This window comes from Streptococcus sanguinis SK1 = NCTC 7863 (genome assembly GCF_000194945.1).
GTDB lineage: Bacteria > Bacillota > Bacilli > Lactobacillales > Streptococcaceae > Streptococcus > Streptococcus sanguinis.
The window spans coordinates 526,343-545,360 of the sequence record NZ_GL878507.1 but is presented as its reverse complement, the minus strand read 5'-3'; the positions used below and the strand labels follow the sequence as shown (position 1 = coordinate 545,360).

The 19,018-nt window shown below is 42.6% G+C and carries 14 protein-coding genes, 3 tRNA genes and 2 pseudogenes; 2 read left to right on the top strand and 17 right to left on the bottom strand.

Annotation, left to right across the window (positions count from 1 at the left end):
- Positions 1–10 precede the first annotated feature (10 nt).
- A complete protein-coding gene (locus HMPREF9378_RS08115) occupies positions 11–997 on the top strand; it encodes an L-lactate dehydrogenase (protein ID WP_002895436.1) in 987 nt (328 codons plus the stop codon).
- 46 nt (positions 998–1,043) lie between these two features.
- Here the strand turns inward: HMPREF9378_RS08115 and HMPREF9378_RS08120 are convergent, their stop codons facing one another.
- The 14 genes and pseudogenes from HMPREF9378_RS08120 to parE all read right to left on the bottom strand — a co-directional run bounded on the left by HMPREF9378_RS08120 (position 1,044) and on the right by parE (position 14,062).
- Positions 1,044–1,460 carry an NUDIX hydrolase gene (locus HMPREF9378_RS08120; protein ID WP_002913541.1) on the bottom strand — a complete coding sequence of 139 codons (417 nt, stop codon included), beginning with the start codon at positions 1,458–1,460 and terminating at the stop codon, positions 1,044–1,046.
- 57 nt (positions 1,461–1,517) lie between these two features.
- Positions 1,518–1,589: transfer RNA gene (locus tag HMPREF9378_RS08125), tRNA-Arg, on the bottom strand.
- Between the two features lie 87 nt (positions 1,590–1,676).
- Complete coding sequence (rpsA, locus tag HMPREF9378_RS08130) at positions 1,677–2,879, bottom strand: 30S ribosomal protein S1 (protein ID WP_002897515.1); 1,203 nt, start codon at positions 2,877–2,879, stop codon at positions 1,677–1,679.
- Between the two features lie 163 nt (positions 2,880–3,042).
- Positions 3,043–3,114 (bottom strand) — tRNA-Gln (locus HMPREF9378_RS08135).
- 13 nt (positions 3,115–3,127) lie between these two features.
- Positions 3,128–3,208, bottom strand: a tRNA-Tyr gene (locus HMPREF9378_RS08140).
- Positions 3,209–3,257: 49 nt separating this feature from the next.
- On the bottom strand, positions 3,258–3,488 hold the full coding sequence (locus tag HMPREF9378_RS08145; protein ID WP_002895433.1) for a DUF2969 domain-containing protein: 231 nt from the start codon (positions 3,486–3,488) through the stop codon (positions 3,258–3,260).
- 104 nt (positions 3,489–3,592) lie between these two features.
- Positions 3,593–4,618: pseudogene (locus HMPREF9378_RS08150) on the bottom strand (branched-chain amino acid aminotransferase); the annotation flags it as partial.
- Between the two features lie 168 nt (positions 4,619–4,786).
- Positions 4,787–7,237 carry a DNA topoisomerase IV subunit A gene (gene parC / locus HMPREF9378_RS08155; protein ID WP_002900295.1) on the bottom strand — a complete coding sequence of 817 codons (2,451 nt, stop codon included), beginning with the start codon at positions 7,235–7,237 and terminating at the stop codon, positions 4,787–4,789.
- Between the two features lie 52 nt (positions 7,238–7,289).
- Positions 7,290–8,024: a CPBP family intramembrane glutamic endopeptidase gene (locus HMPREF9378_RS08160; RefSeq protein ID WP_002900294.1), complete on the bottom strand. Its 735-nt coding sequence runs from the start codon at positions 8,022–8,024 to the stop codon at positions 7,290–7,292.
- On the bottom strand, positions 8,005–8,874 hold the full coding sequence (locus tag HMPREF9378_RS08165) for an aminoglycoside 6-adenylyltransferase (protein ID WP_002900293.1): 870 nt from the start codon (positions 8,872–8,874) through the stop codon (positions 8,005–8,007). Before HMPREF9378_RS08165 ends, HMPREF9378_RS08160 begins: the two co-directional genes overlap by 20 nt.
- On the bottom strand, positions 8,864–9,376 hold the full coding sequence (locus HMPREF9378_RS08170; RefSeq protein WP_002900292.1) for a hypothetical protein: 513 nt from the start codon (positions 9,374–9,376) through the stop codon (positions 8,864–8,866). The genes HMPREF9378_RS08165 and HMPREF9378_RS08170 overlap by 11 nt, the downstream gene beginning before the upstream one ends.
- A gap of 97 nt (positions 9,377–9,473) precedes the next feature.
- A pseudogene (gene fic, locus HMPREF9378_RS11720) lies at positions 9,474–10,047 on the bottom strand (protein adenylyltransferase Fic).
- A gap of 161 nt (positions 10,048–10,208) precedes the next feature.
- Positions 10,209–12,029 carry a DUF262 domain-containing protein gene (locus HMPREF9378_RS08175; protein ID WP_002900289.1) on the bottom strand — a complete coding sequence of 607 codons (1,821 nt, stop codon included), beginning with the start codon at positions 12,027–12,029 and terminating at the stop codon, positions 10,209–10,211.
- 89 nt (positions 12,030–12,118) lie between these two features.
- Positions 12,119–14,062: a DNA topoisomerase IV subunit B gene (parE, locus tag HMPREF9378_RS08180; protein WP_002900288.1), complete on the bottom strand. Its 1,944-nt coding sequence runs from the start codon at positions 14,060–14,062 to the stop codon at positions 12,119–12,121.
- Between the two features lie 190 nt (positions 14,063–14,252).
- On the opposite strand from parE, the gene plsY reads away from it, so the two are divergent.
- A complete protein-coding gene (gene plsY, locus HMPREF9378_RS08185; RefSeq protein WP_002900287.1) occupies positions 14,253–14,903 on the top strand; it encodes a glycerol-3-phosphate 1-O-acyltransferase PlsY in 651 nt (216 codons plus the stop codon).
- A 39-nt stretch (positions 14,904–14,942) separates the two neighbouring features.
- On the opposite strand, the gene nt5e is transcribed toward plsY, so the two are convergent.
- The 3 genes from nt5e to HMPREF9378_RS08200 all read right to left on the bottom strand — a co-directional run bounded on the left by nt5e (position 14,943) and on the right by HMPREF9378_RS08200 (position 19,011).
- A complete protein-coding gene (gene nt5e, locus HMPREF9378_RS08190) occupies positions 14,943–17,102 on the bottom strand; it encodes a cell surface ecto-5'-nucleotidase Nt5e (RefSeq protein ID WP_002913540.1) in 2,160 nt (719 codons plus the stop codon).
- 163 nt (positions 17,103–17,265) lie between these two features.
- Positions 17,266–18,534: a dihydroorotase gene (locus HMPREF9378_RS08195; RefSeq protein WP_032905790.1), complete on the bottom strand. Its 1,269-nt coding sequence runs from the start codon at positions 18,532–18,534 to the stop codon at positions 17,266–17,268.
- A 12-nt stretch (positions 18,535–18,546) separates the two neighbouring features.
- A complete protein-coding gene (locus HMPREF9378_RS08200; RefSeq protein ID WP_002900284.1) occupies positions 18,547–19,011 on the bottom strand; it encodes an NUDIX hydrolase in 465 nt (154 codons plus the stop codon).
- Positions 19,012–19,018 lie beyond the last annotated feature (7 nt).

Sequence of the window (19,018 nt, the reverse complement as noted above, 5' to 3'; positions counted from 1 at the left end):
ATGTTTAGAAATGACTGCTACTAAACAACATAAAAAAGTCATCCTTGTCGGTGACGGTGCTGTAGGTTCATCTTACGCATTTGCTCTTGTAAACCAAGGTATTGCTCAAGAACTTGGTATCATTGAAATCCCTCAATTATTTGAAAAGGCTGTCGGTGATGCTGAAGACCTTAGCCACGCCCTCGCTTTCACTTCACCTAAAAAAATCTATGCAGCTACTTATGCAGACTGTGCGGATGCCGACCTCGTTGTTATCACTGCAGGTGCACCTCAAAAACCAGGTGAAACTCGTCTTGACCTTGTTGGTAAAAACTTGGCTATCAACAAATCTATCGTTACTCAAGTCGTAGAATCAGGCTTCAACGGTATCTTCCTCGTTGCTGCTAACCCAGTTGACGTTTTGACTTACTCAACTTGGAAATTTTCTGGTTTCCCTAAAGAGCGTGTTATTGGTTCAGGTACTTCACTTGATTCAGCTCGCTTCCGTCAAGCTCTTGCTGAAAAGATTGGTATCGATGCTCGTTCTGTCCATGCCTACATCATGGGTGAGCACGGTGACTCTGAGTTTGCGGTTTGGTCACATGCTAACGTTGCAGGTGTGAAATTGGAGCAATGGTTGCAAGCTAACCGCGACTTGAACGAACAAGACTTGGTTGATCTTTTCATCTCCGTTCGTGACGCAGCATACTCAATCATCAACAAAAAAGGCGCAACTTACTACGGTATCGCGGTTGCTTTGGCTCGTATCACAAAAGCTATTCTTGACGATGAAAATGCTGTATTGCCATTATCAGTCTTCCAAGAAGGACAATACGGTGTTGAAAATGTCTTCATTGGCCAACCTGCTATCGTTGGTGCTCACGGTATCGTACGTCCAGTAAACATCCCATTGAACGATGCTGAGACTCAAAAAATGCAAGCTTCTGCTAAAGAATTGCAAGCAATTATTGATGAAGCATGGAAGAATCCTGAATTCCAAGAAGCATCTAAAAACTAATTATAAAAAAACATCTCCTAATAAAAGGGGATGTTTTTTAGTTGTTTTATATAGATTTGTCAGCAAAAATATCAAACAAATAAGGTACGATGAGCTGCTCCTCTAGGTCTTTCAAAGAAGAAATCCAGGCAAAGTCTGTATGCTCTTCTGGATCTAATATAATATCACGCTCTTCAAAAATCCTACCCGTATAAACCAAGCGTGTGAAAACAGTATCTTTTTCAGAATCAAACTGACTATCTTCGTGGGTAATCCTATCAATCCGAATCTTTTGATTAACCACCTCCATAGCCTCACGTAGAGCCGCCTCTCTAGGCAGTTCATTCTCTTCTACACTCCCACCGGGAATATCCCAATAAGATGGATAGACATTAGGGAGGCCACGCTTTATTTTAGAGCGCTTGATAAGTAAATACTTCCCGTCTTTCTCAATTAAGGTATGGGCGATTAATTTTACTGTCATTGCATGTGTTCCTCCAAGAAAGAAAAAAAAGACTCCGAAGAGTCCAATTTTAAGTCATCCACCCTGAGAGAATCGAACTCCCATCTCAAGAACCGGAATCTTACGTGATATCCATTACACTAAGGGTGGCAACTAATTCATTATAACTGATTTTCTCTGAAAATACAAGTGAAAATCAGAAAAAGAAGTTGAGATTTCTCAACTTCTTTTACCTAATTACAATTCAATATCGCCAAACAAATCAGCCATTGAGAATCCAGTTTGAGTTTCTGGAAGTTCAAAGTCACGTTTTTCTTGACGTTTTGGACGACGAGGACGTGATTGACGTTTCTCATCTTTTTGTCCTTCTTCTTGAGCTGGACGTTCTTCCAGAGCCTTGATAGAAAGTGATACACGCTCATCAGCAGCATTCACTTCAAGAACCTTAACAGTTACTTCTTGACCAACTTTAAGGGCATCTTTAGGGCTTTCAACACGTTTGTGTGAAATTTGTGAGATATGAACCAATCCATCGATACCTGGCAATACTTCAACGAAAGCACCGAAATCAGTCAAACGTTTTACAGTTCCTTCAATCACATCACCTGCAGCAAGTTTTTGCTCAACGCCATCCCATGGTCCAGGTGTTGTTGCTTTAAGAGAGAGGGATACGCGTCCTTCTTCTTCGTTCAGGTCAAGAACTTTCACTTCGATTTCATCGCCAACTGATACAACAGACTTAGGTGATACGTTGCGCTCATGTGACAATTCAGTCAAGTGAACCAATCCGTCAACTCCGCCAAGATCGATGAAAGCACCGAAGCTAGTGATGCGAGCAACTTTACCAGTTACAATATCACCAACATTCAATTTACCAAAGACTTCAGCACGTGCTGCTGCAGCTTCAGCTTCTACAACTTCACGACGTGAAAGGATGAAGCGGTTTTCTTTTGGATCTACTTCTTTAATCTTAGCATCAAACTCTTGACCTACAAAACGCTCAGTGTTACGAACGAAACGAGTATCAAGCATTGAAGCAGGAATAAATCCACGGAGTCCTTCAAACTCAACTGAAAGTCCACCTTTAACAGCACGAGTGCCCTTAACAGTGACAACTTCTTCTTCACGACCAACCAATTTGTCCCAAGCTTTGCGAGCTTCCAAACGTTTTTTAGATACCAGGTAAGTTACTGTGTCTGTATCTTTACCCACTACTTGACGAAGAACAAGCAATTCAAGTGTTTCACCTGGTTTTACAAGGTCGTTGATATCAGCGTCTCGGTCGTTTGTCAACTCACGAAGAGTCAAAACACCTTCAACACCAGTTCCAGCGATTGCAACATTAGCTTGGTTAGCGTCAACAGTCAATACTTCGGCAGTAACGACGTCACCTGGCTCAACTTGGCTAACACTGTTTAGCAAATCTTCAAATTCATTCATCTAAAAAAATCCTCCAACAATCAAGCTTTCGCTTGACATACTACTTATTTATTTTCCTAAGCACCCGCAAATGACAATGATCTATCGTTAACGATTTCCATCCTATAAAGAAATAAAACACCAGAAGACATTTTATTATTTTATCAGATCTATTACCTAAGAACTGGGGTAGCTGGATTCGAACCAACGCATGAGGGAGTCAAAGTCCCTTGCCTTACCGCTTGGCTATACCCCATTAATACAAAGAATGGAGAGAGAGGGATTCGAACCCCCGAACCCGAAGGAGCGGATTTACAGTCCGCCGCGTTTAGCCTCTTCGCTATCTCTCCGACAATCAACGCTATCTATTATAACATTGATACAATGAAAATGCAAGCCCTATTTGCTTAAATTATAGGTTTCAATCAAAGTTTCCACAGCTCTTTCAAGTTTTTTATAAAAACTTTCAGCATTTCCATTTTTGATAATTGCAAACTGGCCATCTAGTTCGGCAATCTCTCCGATAACCTTCTTGCCAATAGCAAGACTATAACCGTCAAATTGGTCTGCTCCGACCTTCACTTTGCTGTCTGTGATTTGAATTTCAATTTTTTTATCTTTTTTACTCATAACTTACCTCTTTCAAATTTCTATTGTACACGAAAATAGCTGAGTACGCAAGCTATCTTAGGCTAGAATCACAGAAAACTGCCCAATCAAGGACAGTTTTTAGATTATACTTTTACAATCCAACCTTCTGGCGCTTCAACATCGCCGAATTGAATACCAGTTAATTCGTCATATAGCTTGCGAGTGACTGGACCAACTTCCGTCTCGCTATAAAAGACATGGAAATCATTGCCGTGCTGGATACCACCGATAGGAGAGATGACTGCAGCTGTTCCACAAGCGCCAGCTTCAGTGAATTTACCCAAGTCTGCCAGTGGAACATCTCCTTCGACTGGTTTGAGCCCTAGTCTATGCTCTGCCAGATAAAGCAAAGAGTACTTGGTAATAGATGGCAAGATAGACGGACTAAGCGGTGTCACAAACTCATTATCCTTGGTGATACCAAAGAAGTTGGCAGAACCTACTTCTTCAATCTTGGTATGGGTTGCTGGATCCAGATAAATCACATCTGAAAAATGCTTATCCTTGGCAATCTTTCCTGGTAATAAGCTAGCAGCATAATTGCCTCCCACTTTTGCTGCACCTGTTCCGTGCGGTGCCGCGCGATCATAGTCATCTGACACAATGAAGTTAGTCGGAGTCAGACCGCCTTTGAAGTAATTGCCGACCGGCATTACAAAGATCGTAAAAATGTATTCTTCAGCTGGTTTCACTCCAATAATATCGCCGACTCCAATCAAGAGCGGACGAATATAAAGAGTTCCGCCCGTTCCATAAGGTGGCACATATTCTTCATTAGCTCGGACAACCTGCTTAACTGCATCCACAAACATTTCTGTAGGAACTTGCGGCATGAGCAAGCGATCAGCTGTCTGCTGTAAACGTTCCGCATTTTTATCTGGACGGAAAAGCTGAATACTGTCATCCTTAGTTCGATAAGCCTTAAGCCCCTCAAAAGCCTGCTGGCCGTAGTGAAGGCTAGGAGACGACTCAGAGATATGGAGCGTAGCGTCCTCTGTTAACGTTCCTTCTTCCCACTGGCCGTTGCGATAGTATGCTATGTAGCGATAAGGCAGTTTCATATATGAGAATCCTAGATTTTCCCAGTCAAGATTTACAGTCATTGTCTTTCTCCTCTTCTTCCAAACTTCATTTTTAGATACTCCCTATTTTACACCTTTTTAAGATATTTTCAAGTATTATTTTCAATTTTCAGAAAATTTTGTTATTCAGACTTTTTCCTGCTATCAAAATTTTAGAAATTGAAAAAAACCAGCTCTCGCGAACTGGTTTTATGATTACTTGATATAAGCTGAGAAGACTTCTTCGTCTGAAATAGTATCAGAAATGAAGCTGCCGTTGCTAGTTCTCTCAGACAAGCTGAGGTCGGCTAGATTGATCTCATAGGCCGTTCCTTTATTAGAAAGTACCTGCAAAATCTGCTCCTCACTGGCTTCTGCTTCTGTTGTGAAGAGGTCAAAGTCCACTGCTTCGCCAAAGACTGGTCCAGCCGCAAAGACACGGTGCGGCTTGGTCTTAAGCTCTCTCAGAACTTGGAGACCGCGATTTGCCCGACTGGTAACAGGAATATCTGCGACGGCCATACGCTTAATCGAGCCGCGCTGAGTCAGGAGGTAAAGAGAGTCTGTATTGGCAATAAAGGCAGCCGCTAGAACATCGTCTTTCTTGAGGTTGATAGCCTTAACTCCAGCCGCCTTAGCTCCGATGACTGGTACTTCTTCAATATTGAAGCGAAGAGCATAGCCATTCTTGGTCACGAGCATAACATCATCCAGCTTAATCGGCGCCAGAGCAATAACCTGATCGTCTTCATTTTTCAGTTTAGCGAACTTAAGTGACTTAGACTTGTAGGTCCGCCAAGGACTGAATTCCTTGCGCTCTACACGCTTGATTTGTCCCAGTTTGGTCGCTGCAAAGTAAGTGCCCTCCTCAAAACTGTCCAGCAATTCCGTGTAGATCACTTCTTCTTTGGTATCAAAGTTGCTGATGGTCTGGCTGAGGTGTTCTCCGATTTCTTTCCAGCGGATGTCTGACAGCTCATGAACAGGCCGATAAATAACATTTCCCAGGCTGGTGAAAATCAATAAATGCTGGGTCGTCTTGGCTGGGCTGACGAAAATCAGTCGGTCATCGTCACGCTTGCCCATCTCCTCTAGGGTTGAAGCAGAGAAAGAACGCGGACTGGTCCGCTTGATATAGCCAGAACGTGTCACGCTGACATAGGTCTCTTCCTCAACAATCAGACTAGCCGTATCAATCTCAATAGCGTTTGCCGTATCCTGCAGCTCACTGAGACGAGGATTGCCAAACTTCTTCTTGACGTCGCGGAGCTCTCGCTTCATGAGGTTATACATGGTGCGCTCATCGCCGATAATGGCAGCCAGCATCGCAATCTTCTCACGCAGCTCTGCTTCTTCCTCTTCCAGAACCACTACGTCTGTATTGGTCAAACGGTAGAGTTGGAGAGTGACAATAGCCTCAGCCTGCTCCTCAGTGAAATCATAGCTGACCTTAAGATTTTCCTTGGCATCTGCTTTGTTTTCTGAAGCACGAATCAGGGCAATCACTTCGTCCAAGATGGAAATAACCCGAATCAGTCCTTCCACGATATGCAGTCGTTTCTCAGCCTTAGCCTTGTCAAAACGGCTGCGTGCCAGAATAATCTCCTTGCGGTGGGCAATATAACTGGTCAAGATTGGCACAATCCCCACCAAACGAGGTGTGAAATTGTCAATCGCCACCATATTGAAGTTATAATTAACTTGCAAATCAGTATACTTGAAAAGATAGTTGAGAATCAGCTCGGTATTGGCGTCTTTCTTGAGCTCGATAGCAATGCGAAGACCGTCCCGATCGGATTCGTCCCGTACCTCAGCAATGCCAGCCACCTTATTATTGACCCGTACATCGTCTATCTTCTTGACCAAGACCGCCTTATTAATCTCGTAAGGAATCTCGGTGATGACGATTTGCTCTTTTCCGCCCTTCAGCTTTTCAATCTCAGTTCTGGAACGCACCACGACGCGACCTTTACCAGTCTCATAGGCTTTCTTGATCTCATCACGGCCTTGGACAATGGCTCCTGTCGGGAAGTCTGGACCAGGCAGAAACTCCATGAGTTTGCCCACCTTGGCAGACGGATGATCAATCATATAGATAACCGCGTCAATAACTTCAGCTAGATTATGAGGTGGAATATCAGTCGCATAACCAGCAGAAATCCCAGTTGCTCCATTGACCAAAAGATTAGGAAAGGCTGCCGGCAGAACAGTTGGCTCCTTCTCGGTATCGTCGAAGTTCCAAGCAAAAGGAACGGTATCTTTCTCGATATCCTGCAAAAGATAGCCAGCCATCTCAGACAGCCGCGCCTCAGTATAACGCATAGCCGCCGGTGGATCACCATCCATGGAACCATTGTTCCCGTGCATCTCAACGAGAATCTCACGGTTTTTCCAGTCCTGAGACATACGAACCATGGCATCGTAGATGGAGCTGTCACCGTGGGGATGGAAATTCCCCATGATATTCCCGACAGACTTGGCTGACTTGCGGTAGCCCTTGTCAAAGGTGTTGCCGTCCTTGTTCATCGAATAAAGAATACGGCGCTGAACAGGCTTCAAGCCATCGCGAATGTCCGGCAAGGCCCGCTCCTGAATAATGTATTTGGAGTAGCGACCAAAGCGCTCTCCCATGATGTCCTCAAGGGACATATTTTGAATGTTAGACATAATAATTCTCTTTTTAATGTTTAGTTGCAAAGTAAATCTATATTTTATAAATTTAACTGTTTCTTTGTAGGTAGTGAGAAAAGAAGAGCAATCCTACTAATCCTAGAATGAATAAAAGATTAATTTTAATAACAAATAAGCTAAGTAGGGTATTAATTAGACCGTGAAAAATGGCGCAAAAGAGGACCGACTTAGTCTTTTTGAAAACAGCCGCTAGAAGAATGCTGAGATAAATTGCGAATAGACTGAATAATATAAAAGGCATCCTACTTTGAGAGCTTCCAATCACAAACCATAAAGGTACATGCCATACTGCCCAAATACAACCTGTTATCAAACCGGAAATCCAAAAGGAGAATCTAGTTTCCAAAGTTGGTTGCAAGATGCCTCGCCATCCCAATTCTTCTTCGCCACCATAAACACAGACTGCACTCAAAAAAACAACAAACAAATTTCCTAGTGGAAAAGCTGGATTAATCTCCTTAGACGAGACAGCAATAACACCCGTCTGCACGAAAATTAGTATAAGAAATAACAAAATATATTTCTTTGAGTCCCCTAAGATAAAAGAGACTATGCTTTTAATTGATTTTTGAGGCAAACAAGAAATGGTTGCAATGGTTGGACCGAAACCTCCTAGCAGATGGAGAAAAACCCCCAGCGGACTTGTTAGACTTAAGAGGCTCATTTGCGTCAGAAAAGCGAGCAATCCCCAACCAAATCCCCAAGAAATGAGAAAACTAATCAGTAAAAATTTAGCTATCTTATTATTTTGTAAATATTTCATTTGTTTCAAGTCTCTCCTCAGCATACTCAATCATTTTCTCTGCAGTTGCTTTGTCATAGTGGAAGCCAGTTTTGAGAGAGAAAGCTTGTGCTTCTTTGTGGAAAAAGTCCATGGTAGCCAAGAGAGACTTGATGAGTTTTTTCTGATCAGAAAAGGCAAGCAGTTTTGAGAAATTTTTCTCTTTCTCGGCAGGCAAATACTGAAAGAGGTACTTGTAGTTCTTGCCAACATCAACTGTTCCCTTATCTGCTGCTACTTGCCAAGCTAAGACCTTCAAGAGTTCTTGTTGACAAATGCCGTAGAGATGATCCGTCGCGTAGAGAACTTGCTTACGACAAATCCCTTTGACCACGTAGGCTGATACCCACCAAAATTCATTACAAGTTTTTTCAAAATCTATCGTACTAGCTGGACTTGTCCAAAAGCGCTGAGGACTAGGTAGATAAGGTTCAAACAAACCCTTAGGATCTTCTAAAACGGTGAACCCAGCCTCACTATCCACCCACTCTTGCATGTGCTCTTTTGGGCAGAGGGTCAAATCTATCCGATTGCCATCTTCAAAAAGCATGAGATAGAGACGACGGTGTCCAAGTACATTATACTGTTCAATCAGACGTTTGCCAAACTGGTCCAACCAAGAAAGATCCCTCGTCAGATTATCTAAATCGTCCATGACATAAACAACATCATAGTCTTGAAACTCGTCTTTTGGCGCTTTTGGATTTGTCCGTGAACCAGACATGGCGACAGCCTCGACTTGTAAAGTTTTAGCAGTCTGTGAAATCAACCTCAGCATTTGCGCTTCACTTCTATGTTGTCCGCACATATCTTTTATAGAGTTATTTTTCATAGCCGTCTTGCTCCTCTTGTTTTTGGATGCTTCGTATTCTTTTCTTCTCAAGCTCCCCTACAATGAATTGGATAGTTGAACAAATCCCTAAAACAATTAAAACAAAATAAAACAATTTAATATCGTTTCTATGATATATTTTAAAGCTTCTCCATAATACAAAAGTATTTACTAATGAAAGAAGGAAAAGTAAAATAGCATTGAATAGGAGTATTATAGCAAACTTACTCTTAAAATACCTATAATGTTTTCCAATCCTATAGAGGGTATATAATGAGAAAACAATCATCAAAGGGGTGAAAGCAAGTGCATAAAATAAGATAAACCCTATTCCTGAGTATGGTTTACTTTCCATTGGTAGATCTAATAGACAGATACCAATAGTGAGGATGTTCAATATAAACAAGGATACTGTGCGAGCACACTCTTTTCTACCTTTATTGGTCATTAAATCATATATAATTCCAAAAACGGCTAGGAGAACAAGGAAAAAAGGCAACATTAATAACGTAATCAATACCTCACCTCCAATAGTTTTAGCGATTGTTTACATACAAAAGATGATCGTCACCTTTACTTGAACTTCATAAATCCCTTGTCTACCCTTCGTAATAATATGAAGCATCCACACCTTTAAAGAAACGGGCCTGAGTGAGGTCATCAGTTTGATTATTCAAGAGGAGATACTTGAGTTCTCCAGTCGACACTGCACTACGCTTCATGGCATTCAGGTATTCATCCTTATCAATGGCGTTCCAATCTACCACTTTACCCAGCTTCTGACGAAGCATACAATCTAGCCAAATCCGCATGGCGCGTCCATTCCCCTCTCGGAAAGGATGAGCAATGTTCATATCCGCGTATTTATCGACAATCTAGTCAAAATTCTCTGAGGGAGCTTGTTAATGTAGCGTAGCGATTGCTCCAAAAACATGCGGGGCGCAAACTGAAAATCGTCCTTGCCGATATTGACGTCGCGAATGTGTACAGCGAAATCGTAGATGTCGCCAAAAAGCTGGGCGTGGATAGCCGACAAGCCAACAAAGGTGCCGACCTCAAAGGCAAACAACTGCCCGCTCCCAAAGAGTTGCTTGACTCTGACCTTAGTCAGGCGCTCCTCCTCGCGTGCCAGTTCCGCGCTACTGGTTATCCCCATTTATTATCTAAAACCACGGCTACCTTCTTTCTTGTTGATAAATTTGCGCCAGTCCCTCCAAGCTGACCTTTTTCTGCCAGCCGTTTTTTTGAAAATAAACCGCTGGCAAGTTTTTAGTCAGGTGATTTTTAATCAGTTAGTTTATTGACATGCATATAATTATGTATTACATCATCTATTACTTTAGTTCATCAGAAATATGATCGTATAAAAAATCAGCCATGTACTTTCGCCTTTGAGCAAAGTCATCTTCATTAAATTGAATAACACCATCCTTTTTAAAAGTATCTAAAAATAGCTTAACATTGCTATACCGACTATTTTTATAGATAACCTCTTTCTCCTTAACTGATTTATCATCGGCGAGATTATTTAGACGTTCTTCCAGCAAGATCATATTCCCAATGTTATTTACCTTATCTGGATTATCTTTTGATTCAGGAATAATATGTTCTATTGAATATCCCAGTAAACTTTCATTTCCCCCTAAGATTTCTTCAAATCTCCGCAATGAATATTTTGTTATAAGGTTTGATTTCTTATCCTTTTTAGATCTCGTTTCTTTTTGATAAGACAACTTACCAAAATTATCCACAAATTTCTCCCTTGATGGCAATAAAGCAAATAATTCCTTTTTAAAATCTTCCAGAATTTTTGGTAACTCTTCATTACTGGCTTTATAGATTTTTCTTGCAGTATTGGCATACCGTGTTTCTAATTTATTATTTGGACTTGAAGTAATTGCATTATACAAATAGTGAAAGTTTTCTAAACTTTTTATAAAACCATTTAAAATCTTCTTCTTTATTTTGGGCTTCTTAGGATCAATCACATTATATCTTTCACATAGTACAAGAATAAGTAACTGGGATTGTTGTATAGAGAAGTAGTCGGTCAAACAAGTAATTGAATAATTGAATCTTTTAATATCTTTATCAGACCAGTTATGTTTTTTAAACAAATCTTCGTCTTTATTAAAAACTTTTACATATAATTCGGAAGATTTTTCAAGTTGTTGTAAAAACTCTAGGTAGTCATTTTTATTAATTTTTTTCTTGAAATTTTTATATAATTCTGATTCTGTACTATTTGTATTTCTTGAAATCCAGTAATATCTATAAAATTTCTCTTTTGAAATTGGTCCTTTAAATTTAGATAAATTATCTGTTATATTTTTCCAAGTTTCTCTAGCATCATCTTTGGGAACGATCTTATCCTCTACAGAAAAAATTTCATTTTTTATCATATCTAAAGAAGACAAACTCTTACCTTTAGAATTTATATTTTCAAAAATAACATTTACACTTTCTTCCTGCTGTGAAGAAATATATATAACTTGACTATTTAATAGTTGATCTCGTAATAGCTTCAATAACTCTTCATGCGAAAGATTATATTTTTCTAATATATCCTTTAAATTATTCTCTCTAAGTTTCTCAATAAAAAATTCATAGGCGTATTTTATACAACGTTCCTCATCAGTCAGATCATCTTCATTCTTCTCCCGATTAAGAATATGCTGATAATTCTTATAATAATCTTGAAATTTCCCATTATCATTTACATATAATCTTTTTTGGATCTTATCCGCAAAATAACTTCCTGCTGTATCGTTTTTTAAAATAACAAATTCTTCCCCATCATCATTTTCAGCAATCACATAGTCCCAAACCTTATTAGCCAATGTTTCTCTGATATCTAAAAATGACGCAGACAAAGCCGATAAAAAGATCGTAAAAGTTGTCATTCTTTGTTGACCATCAACGATTTCTATTGGTTTATTAGGTTGTATCATATCACCTATCAAAATGATTGTACCAAAAAAATACTCACTTGTCTTAATATCTCCTTCTTGTTCAGTTAATTGACCTAATATATCATTCCAGAAATCTATCAATTCCTTGCTATTCCACGAATACTCTCTTTGGTATCTAGGAATTAAATAAGTTTTTTTCGATAATAAATCGCTTATTTTTATAGGTTGAACGGTAAAATCCATAAACTACTCCTTATTATGTGGATATTTATTTTCTAAATTCTTTAGTTTAAAATTGGTAAGCCATATCTTCTTATGCAAATAGTTTCTTCTTAAAACACTGTCGCTTCTTCCAACGTAAACTTCACATTATCCTCAATCCACTTGCGGCGTGGTTCGACCTTGTCTCCCATGAGGACATTAACGCGGCGTTCTGCGCGTGCTAGGTCTTCGATGGTGACACGAATGAGGGTACGGGTATCGGGATTCATGGTCGTCTCCCAGAGCTGATCAGCGTTCATTTCACCGAGCCCCTTGTAGCGCTGAAGCATGGCCCCCTTGCCAAACTTGCGGCGCAGGTCGTCCAGCTCGCCATCGGTCCAGGCATACTCGACGACTTCGCTCTTGCCCTTGCCCTTGGACATCTTGTAGAGAGGCGGCAGGGCGATATAGACGCGGCCAGCCTCGACCAGCGGCCGCATATAGCGATAGAAAAAGGTCAGCAGCAAGGTCTGGATATGGGCACCGTCGGTGTCCGCATCAGTCATGATGATGATCTTGTCATAGTTGGCATCCTCAAGGGTAAAGTCTGACCCAACGCCAGCTCCAATCGTGTAAATCATGGTGTTGATTTCTTCGTTCTTGAGAATGTCGGCCATCTTAGCCTTGGCAGTATTGATAACCTTACCGCGCAGGGGGAGGATGGCTTGGAACTTACGGTCACGGCCTTGCTTGGCAGAGCCGCCGGCAGAATCTCCCTCGACCAGATAGAGTTCGTTCTTGGCTGGATTCTTGGACTGGGCCGGAGTCAGCTTACCAGACAGCAAGCCCTTGTCTTTCTTATTCTTCTTGCCATTCCGACTTTCGTCACGCGCCTTACGGGCTGCTTCCCTAGCATCTCTGGCCTTGATAGCCTTGCGGATAAGATTAGAAGCTAACTCGCCATTTTCCAAAAGGAAGAAAGTCAGCTTGTCAGAAACGATAGAGTCCACGGCTGGACGAGCCAAAGGACTGCCCAGCTTGTCCTTGGTCTGGCCTTCAAACTGCAGGTGAGCCTCAGGGACCAGGATGGACAGGACAGCAGCCAAACCTTCGCGGTAGTCCGATCCTTCCAGATTCTTGTCCTTTTCCTTGAGCAGGCCGGTCTTTCTGGCATAGTCGTTCATGGCCTTGGTAATAGCGGTCTTGAGTCCCGTCTCGTGAGTCCCGCCGTCCTTGGTGCGGACGTTATTGACAAAGGACAGGATATTATCGGCGTAGCCGTCGTTGTACTGGAGGGCCACCTGAACTTGGAAGCCGCTCTCCTCACCCTCGAAATAGAGGACAGGAGTCAGGGTTTCCTTGTCTTCGTTGAGATAGCTGACAAAGTCTTCAACCCCATTCTCATAGTGGAACTCTACTTCTTCGCCAGTCCGCGCATCGGTCAGTGACAGACGGACATTCTTGAGCAGGAAGGCTGATTCCTTAAGCCGCTCAGCAATGGTGTTGTACTTGAAGTCTGTCGTTGAAAAAATCGTATCGTCCGGCATGAAGGTCACTTTGGTCCCAGACTTAGACTTAGGTGCAGTGCCGATTTTCTTGAGCGTAGTGACAGGTTTTCCGCCATTTTCAAAGCGCTGCTTATAAACAGTCCCATCTCGTGTGATTTCCACTTCCAGCCAGCTGGACAGGGCATTGACAACAGAGGAACCTACACCGTGGAGACCACCTGAGGTCTTATAGCCACCTTGGCCGAACTTACCGCCAGCGTGGAGAACGGTGAAGATGACTTCAACCGTGGGGATGCCCATAGCATGCTTGCCGACTGGCATCCCGCGTCCGTGGTCTGCGACAGTCAGACTGCCGTCTTTGTTGATAGTCACATCAATCCGGTCACCAAAGCCTGACAGAGCTTCATCGACAGCATTGTCCACAATCTCCCAGACCAGATGGTGGAGTCCTGCTCCGTCGGTTGAACCGATATACATCCCAGGACGTTTGCGGACTGCATCCAACCCTTCTAATACCTGAATGGCATCGTCGTTATAATTGTTAATATTGATTTCCTTTTTTGCCACAAGAACCTCCTAATGATTCATCTTTTCTATCTTACAAGTTTTTGGCAAATATTGCAAAGATTTTTTTGAAAAAACTGCTGATGAGGACTGATTTTACACGAAGAACAATCCAATATCCGAGTAGACATTTCCTGCTATAAATTCTATCCTTTTCTATTGTAAGAAAGCGAAATAATGGTATAATAAAATCATGATGAACACGATAATTGGATTAATACTAGCATACTTACTGGGCTCTATTCCGACTGGACTTTGGATTGGGCAAATTTTCTTTAAAAAGAACCTGCGGGAATACGGCAGTGGCAATACCGGAACGACCAATACTTTCCGCATTTTGGGAAAGACGGCTGGGACGGCTACTTTTGCTATCGACTTTCTCAAAGGAACTGCAGCGACCCTGCTGCCTTTCTTTTTGCATATTGAGGGAGTTTCGCCGCTTGTCTTTGGCCTCTTGGCTGTGATTGGCCATACCTTTCCTATCTTTGCTGGTTTTAAGGGTGGCAAGGCCGTGGCAACCAGTGCAGGGGTTGTTCTGGGCTTCTCACCAGCCTTCTTTGTCTATCTGATTGTCATCTTTGCCAGCATCCTTTATCTGGGAAGTATGATTTCTCTGGCAAGTGTGCTCTCAGCAGTCATCGCTATCCTGTCGGCGCTGCTCTTTCCTCTAGTCGGCTTTATATTGCCCAGCTATGATCTCTTTTTTACTCTGATTATTATTGCGTTAGCTTTAATTATTATCCTCCGGCACAAGGACAATATCCAACGTATCAAACAGAAAAAAGAAAATTTAATCCCTTGGGGCTTGAATATCACACATCAAAATCCTAAGGCTAAAAAATAAAACGGAAGTGAACAACTTCCGTTTTATTGTGTCTTCTAACTAGTCTTCTTTATGACTTTTCTTGATTCCTGCCAACCCAAAGAATCCTAAAACCATACCAACTAAGCTCAGGACAACTGTTGATTCGCTGCCTGTCTGTGGCAGTTCTTTAGCCGCAGGATCCTTAGTGAAGGTCTTGGCAACATGGACAGGTACTTGCTTGGTTTGTTTTGGAGTATTAACCAGTGGAGCTGCCTGTTTTGCAGGATCAGCTGCTTTAGCACCAGCTGGGTAGGAAGCTGCATTAGCCGGATCTGTTCCTTGCTTGATTTCTTCAATATCTGTGTAGCCATCGCCGTCTGTATCCTTTGTGGATGAAATAGAGATAGCGCGTGAGTTTGGATTGATAACCGCATAGGCTGTCAAATCAGCTTTTGCCAGATAGTCTGCGAAGGCCACATCCATAGATGGTCCTTCCTCGCGAGGGCCACCCAGCATGGTATAGCCGTCACCACCAGCAGCCAAGAAGTCATTGGTCGTCAGATAGTAGGTCTTATTTGGATCAAGAGGCTCATAAACACCCGTTTCTTTGTTCTTAATCTCGATGTGGAGGACACGTTGATTAGCTGGCAGAGTGGTGTCGTAGTAGACTTTAGCTCCAGAGATTTGCAGGTAGCCACCGCTTGGTTCTAGCAAGGGGTGGCCGTTCTCATCCAGCACAGGCTTGCCATCTTTTTCCTGAAGAATAGAGCCCAGAGATTTGGCAAACATATCTGCGATATTTTGACCAGTCACCTTGATTTGAGAAATAGTGTTCCCAAAAGGCAATACGGCGATGACATCTCCCTTGGTGATTGGCTTGTCTTTGGCAATAGTTTCGCGCAGACCGCCGCCATTAGTAACAGCCAAGTCTGTTTTATTGGCAAAGCCAGTTTGACCATAATCGTAGAGAGCATCGGCTACAACATTTCCCAGATTGGTTTCGCGAACTCGGACATTTTCACGGTCACCATTAAGCTCTACTGGGCTGTTTGCTACGATAACTTTGGCATTATCTGCGTCGTATCTGGCTTTAATCTTGCTGACCATGTCTGCTACAACTGGGTCTGGAGCGACTTTCTTAGCTGTTTCAGCAGGGATTTGCTGAGGATTACCTAGCAGCTGATTAGCCTTGAAAGTTACTTTTCCGATATTATGCAGGTAGCTACCAGTCTGGTTGTAGGTGACATTATCGCCATAAGTGGTAGACTCTACTGTGTGAGAGTGGCCGTCAATAACGGTTACGCGCTTGCCTTTGAGCTTAGGATTTTTAGAAAGAGCTTCAGCCAAGGTTGAACCGCGCCACTCAGTCGGAGTTGTCGTGTCAACACCCAAGTGAGCTAGAACAACGTAGTTTTTGTAGTTCTTTCCTTCTGCTGCTGCGCGTGCTTCAATTTCGTCAATAACTCGATTAACCTCTGTGATTGGATCAGTGAAGGTAACACCTTGGATGTTTTTAGGGTGAGTTTTTGTAGCAGTTTCAGGTGTTGTCACACCGATTACCACAAACTCATCTCCCTCAACCGCTGGATCCTTGTCTACAATAGTAGATGCTTGGAAAACTCGAGCATTGTTGGCGTAGGTGTTAGAACTGAGAAGTGGGAATTTAAGAATTTCCTTGTATTTCTTTGCCTCATCTAGACCAAAGTCAAACTCATGGTTCCCGACTGCCATAGCATCGTAGCCTATTTCATTGAGGATTTTCGCCCGTTCTTCCCCTTTTGAACTATTGGAAATTGGCAGACCCTGAAAGGCATCACCCGCATCTACAACTAGCGCTTTAGGGTTTTTAGCGCGCTCTTCCTTGATGACAGTTGCCAGCTTAGCATCACCGATAACGCCTTTTTCCTCTACGATGCGGCCATGCACATCGTTGGTATGAAGAATCGTAGCCTCTGGCAGATTTTCAGACTGAGCTGGTGCTGCAGCGGCTTCTGTCGCAGCTGGACCAGCCGGAGCAGCTGTATTCTGACTATCTGCTGCTGGCTTTTCTTCTGCTGAAGCTGCTGGAGCAGTTGGTTGCACTTCAGAAGCTGTCTCAGCAGCTGGCTGATTGGTCAACTCAGCCTTTGCTGGCTCTGGACTAGCCTGAGCCTCTTCTGCAGAGACTTGATGGGCCAAAAAAGCAGGTGCCAAAAGCACCGTTGATAGAACAGGTAAGATGAAAAATTTCTTCTTCATATAACGAACACTCCTCTTTAGTATTTTGTTATATTATACATCTTTTTTGCTTAAAAAGGAACTAAACCACTACTATTTTAACAAACATTCGTTTTTTCAGAAAATTACTAGAAAATTTTCTGTGTTAAAAAAGACCCTGAAATTCATCAGAGTCTAATCTGCATTATCCTTTAAAGACAACTTCCCCATCACAGATAGTAAACTTCACTTGGCCTTTAAGCTTTTCACCAACAAAAGGTGAATTGGCTGCCTTGGAGGCAAAGTGGTCAGTCACAAGTCTATCTGCTTCTGGATCAAATATTGTCAAATCAGCAGGACCATCCTGAGCGATGAATCCAGCATCAAAACCATACAACTGAGCTGGATTAAATGTCATTTTCTCCAAAAGCTCCATCAAGCTCAGATGACCAGCCTCTACCAAGTAGGTCAGTCCCAGAGAAAGCGAAGTCTCAAGCCCAGTCATACCAGAAGGCGCCTGAGTGATATCGGCTACATTTTTCTCGTCAGCATGATGTGGAGCATGGTCCGTCGCAATGACAGAAATGATACCTGATTTGAGCCCCTCAATAACCGCCAGACGGTCCGATTCTAAGCGCAGAGGCGGATTCATCTTAGCATTACTACCCTTGGTCAATAGCAAAGCTTCTGTCTTAGAGAAGTGCTGAGGTGCTGCTTCAGCAGTGACTTGAGCGCCTAGCTTCTGAGCGAATTCCACAACCTTTACACTCTCAGCCTTGGACAAATGCTGGATATGCACATGAGCCTTTGCATCATAAGCAATCATGACATCGCGAGCAACCATGCTGTACTCTGCCACACCTGTCGCGCCGCAGATATGAAAATGCTCTTTAGCAATATGCTCGTTAAAACCGAGTATGCCGTTGAGATTGGGATCTTCCTCGTGCAAGCTGATAAAGGTGTCATTTTTACGTGCTTCTACGAGCGCCTGGCGGACAATGCCAGCGTTGGTCAGTGGAATACCGTCATCAGAAAAACCTACTGCACCAGCTGCCAAGAGACCTTGAAAATCTGTCAGATGCTGTCCATCAAAATTCTCTGTAATTGTTGCAACCGACTTGATATGGATATTTTCCCGACTAGCCGACTCCAGTACTTCTTTCAGAGTTTCAACTGTAGAAATGGTCGGATTGGTATTGGCCATCATTACAACGGTCGTAAAACCACCTGCTGCTGCTGCCAAGGCCCCCGTGTGAATATCTTCCTTATGAGTCTGGCCCGGCTCCCGAAAATGAACGTGTATATCCACCAAACCTGGAGCCACAACCAAACCACTCGTGTCAATAACTTTTGCTCCTTCTGCCTGCAAATCTTGACCGATTTTGACAATTTTCTTCCCCTCGACCAAGAGGTCAGTAATTTGGTCAAAACCAGTCTTAGGATCCATAACTCGTCCGTTTTTGATTAATAGCATCATCTTATCTCCTTATTCGTAAAAGTCCACCTGCGTATCCAATAGCTTATCTCCGTCATAAACAAACTTTGCAGAAAAGAAAGGCTTGTCTTCTAAAAGCCACTCAACAAAAGTATGATCGCCTTCCCAGGTTGGTTTAGATAAAACCTGGTCATAGGGCACCCATTCCAAAGTCCCTTCGTTGCATTCAATCAGTTCACCCTCAAACTCAGTCACCTTAAAAACATAGGTGTACCAGTCCAAGTCGGGAGTAAACTCCGGAAAAGTAATAACGCCTTTGAGAACAGGTTTAGCCTTTAGTCCTGTTTCCTCTAGAATCTCGCGTGCAGCGCATTCCTGCGGGGTTTCTCCTCGCTCTAGCTTGCCACCGACACCAATCCACTTCCCAGCATGAACATCATTGGGCTTTTTGTTGCGGTGCAGCATGAGAAACTCCCGGCCATTATCGATATAACAAATCGTTGCTAACTGAACCATACTACCT